Raw genomic sequence first — 2,768 nt, 5'->3', positions numbered from 1 at the left:
TACGCTCTAACAAACGCTTCAAGCGGACTGCCAACGCGTGGCATTTTAGGTTTGCGGTGATAATTGTGTTTAAGGCGCAATGCGGTAGCTTTTGTATAGCGTTGTCAGCAGCTTAAGCGGGCGTTATAGCGCTTTGATAATTCAAGGATTGTAAGGTTCTCGAAAATAGCTGGCTTCAGTGCTTCAAATTTCGATTCCTAAACCCGAATAAAGTTGGAAAAGTTGTCGCAAGCCAAGCCGTTGTGACTATTTCAAACCATTCCTGTTTACCGTATTTTGAAGTTTTGTTCTTGGCTCGTTTTTCTAAATCTCCGACCGAATTGGCGTTTTGGGTGTCGTGGTCTGGTTACAGAAGGTGTTTGTTGGTTAGGATGTTGTTCATTGAATGCAAGCAAAATGCTTCTCTGCCAAGTGAGTTTGTGCACTCGTTACGCTCTAACAAACGCTTCAAGCGGACTGCCAACGCGTGGCATTTTAGGTTTGCAGTGATAATTGTGTTTAAGGCGCAATGCGGTAGCTTTTGTATAGCGTTGTCAGCAGCTTAAGCGGGCGTTACATGCGACGTGGCTCAAAGCATAATCAATTATATGCTTATATTTCTTTACCTTTAAGTAATACAAGATATCTTCTCCGCGGTAAGGAACTATTTGGGTAATGAAGCAATGAAAATTACATTCAGTATTGGAAATGGCAAGTTGTCATTAGTTACTCCTTGTTTTTCTATGGTTGTTAACGCGACAAGTGGGCAAGGTAACTGTTTAAATAAGGCTTCTATAGCTTGCCAGGCTAAGCCATTTGAAGGACCTCTACCTGTAGGTGTATATTATATCGATCCGAAAGAATTGAGTGATCCTAACTTGATTGGTGATTTGGCTAGGCGTTCGAAGGGAGATTGGGGAGATTGGCGTGTACGTCTTCATCCTAAAATAGTTACAAAAACATATGGGAGAGATAATTTCTTCTTGCATGGCGGGGATATGAAAGGTTCTGCTGGTTGTATCGACATTGGTGGTGGAGTTCTCGGTAATAGGAAAACTGACAAAATACTTAGCTATATAAAGTCTAGTAATATCAAAATTGATTTGGAAGTAGTGGAATGAGAAATGTCGTCTGCATTCTATTTGCTATAGTTCCGAATATTTGTCGGGCTGAAGTGTTGGACAAAATTCCATCCTATGGAGATCTTTGGATTACAAGTATAGTCATCGGATTATTCTTTTTTCTGCTTTCATATAAAGTGCGTTTTATTAACTATTTCAGTTTGATTGTTGCTTTATTTGTTGCTTTTGGGTTTTACGATATGTATTCAGAGCCATCTTTCAGAAATGCAGTAATTGATGAAAGAGGAGAGGGATATTTTTATCACGGTTTTTTTTCATCATTTTTTATCTTAGTTCTTTCCTTAATTGGTGGTTGGTTTAGGATTTCTAGGGCTAAGCGTTAGCTATGGTGTGAAATATTTAGGCTACATGTAACAAAAGCTTCAAACCGACAAACAACGCATGGCATTTTTGGTTTGCAGTAATTTTAGTGCTTACGGCGCAGTGCAGAGGCTTGTTTTGTGCGTTGTCTGCGGTTTAAGCTGGCGTTATGAAGCATCTAGGAAAATCCTGCAAAATTAGGGGCTAAGGTTCAATATTTGCTTTTCTTTTCGTCATGATTTGAATCTTTCCCAATTGAAAATCGGCAATGTTCCTTTGGTGAAATGCCGCTTGGATTTCATCGAAAGGCAAATTGGCTGTTTAGCTACTTTGCCAAGTAAGTTTTTCTAGCAGCCATTTGCTTCGCCGTTGTTTTCGTGGGGCGGCAGGGCATTAAAAACTTCAAAGTTTGGTGTGCGTTTTGAATCAACTCGTTGTGGGTTTATCGTGTAGCTGCCGGCATTTTGTGAATTGGCTCTGTGTCTCAACCATTTGTATTTGCTGGAATTCTGAGGTTGCCGTAAAGTCCGTTCATAACAAACAATTCAAGCAGACCAAAAACGCGTGGCATTTTTAGCTTGCGGTAAGTTTAGTGATTACGGTAGTTTGCAGAAACAGCATTTGTGCGTTTTTGGCTACTTAACTGGGCGTTATGAAGCAGCTAAGAAAATGTAGCAAAATTATAGGGTAAGGTTCAAAGTTCCCTTTTATTATCATCATGATTCGAATCTTCCTCACCTGAATCTTTGCAAGTTTCTTTGGTGAAATGCCGCTTTGGTTTCATCGAAAGGCAAATTGGCTGTTTGGTTACTTTTGCCAAGTTACCTTATCTAGCAGCCATTTGCTGCGCCGTGATTTTAGTGGGGCGGCAAGATATCGAAAAACTCAAAACTTGGTGCTCTCTTTCATTCAATTCGTTGTGGGTTTATCGAGTAGCTGCCGGCATTTTGTGAAATGGCTCAGTGTCTTAGGTTTCTGCATTTGCTGGGAAATCGAGGATGCCGTAAAGTCCGTTCATAACAAAAAATTCAAGCAGACCAAAAACGTGTGGCATTTTCAGTTTGCGGTGAGTCTTGTGTTTAAGGTGGTTTGCAGAAGCGGTATTTATACGTTTTTGGCTACTTAATTGGGCGTTATAGCGCTTTGATAATTCAAGGGTTGTAAGGTTCTCGAAAATAGCTGGCTTCAGTGCTTCAAATTTCGATTCCTAAACCCGAATCAAGTTGGAAAAGTTGTCGCAAGCCAAGCCGTTGTAACTATTTCAAACCATTCCTGTTTACCGTATTTTGAAGCTTTGTTCTTGGCTCGTTTTTCTGAATCTTCGACCGAATTGGCGTTTTGGGTGTC

2 protein-coding genes are annotated in these 2,768 nt (G+C 40.4%); both read left to right on the top strand.

Going from position 1 to position 2,768, the window contains the following annotated elements; genetic code table 11:
• The first annotated feature begins 647 nt into the window (after positions 1-647).
• Entirely contained in the window at positions 648-1,100 is a 453-nt protein-coding gene (locus HC752_RS23915; protein WP_190337686.1) for a tlde1 domain-containing protein, read from the top strand.
• On the top strand, positions 1,097-1,444 hold the full coding sequence (locus HC752_RS23910) for a hypothetical protein (RefSeq protein WP_190337685.1): 348 nt from the start codon (positions 1,097-1,099) through the stop codon (positions 1,442-1,444). The genes HC752_RS23915 and HC752_RS23910 overlap by 4 nt, the downstream gene beginning before the upstream one ends.
• The last annotated feature ends 1,324 nt before the right edge of the window (positions 1,445-2,768 follow it).

The sequence above is a fragment of the Vibrio sp. S9_S30 genome, assembly GCF_014694455.1.
In the GTDB taxonomy this organism is placed as follows: domain Bacteria; phylum Pseudomonadota; class Gammaproteobacteria; order Enterobacterales; family Vibrionaceae; genus Vibrio.
Note: the sequence above shows the minus strand (reverse complement) of the source record. Positions and strands in the feature narration are given on the sequence as shown.

Bases quoted from the DNA above. Each gene is read 5' to 3' on its own strand.
- HC752_RS23910 (WP_190337685.1), top strand. From the start codon at position 1,097: ATGAGAAATGTCGTCTGCATTCTATTTGCTATAGTTCCGAATATTTGT.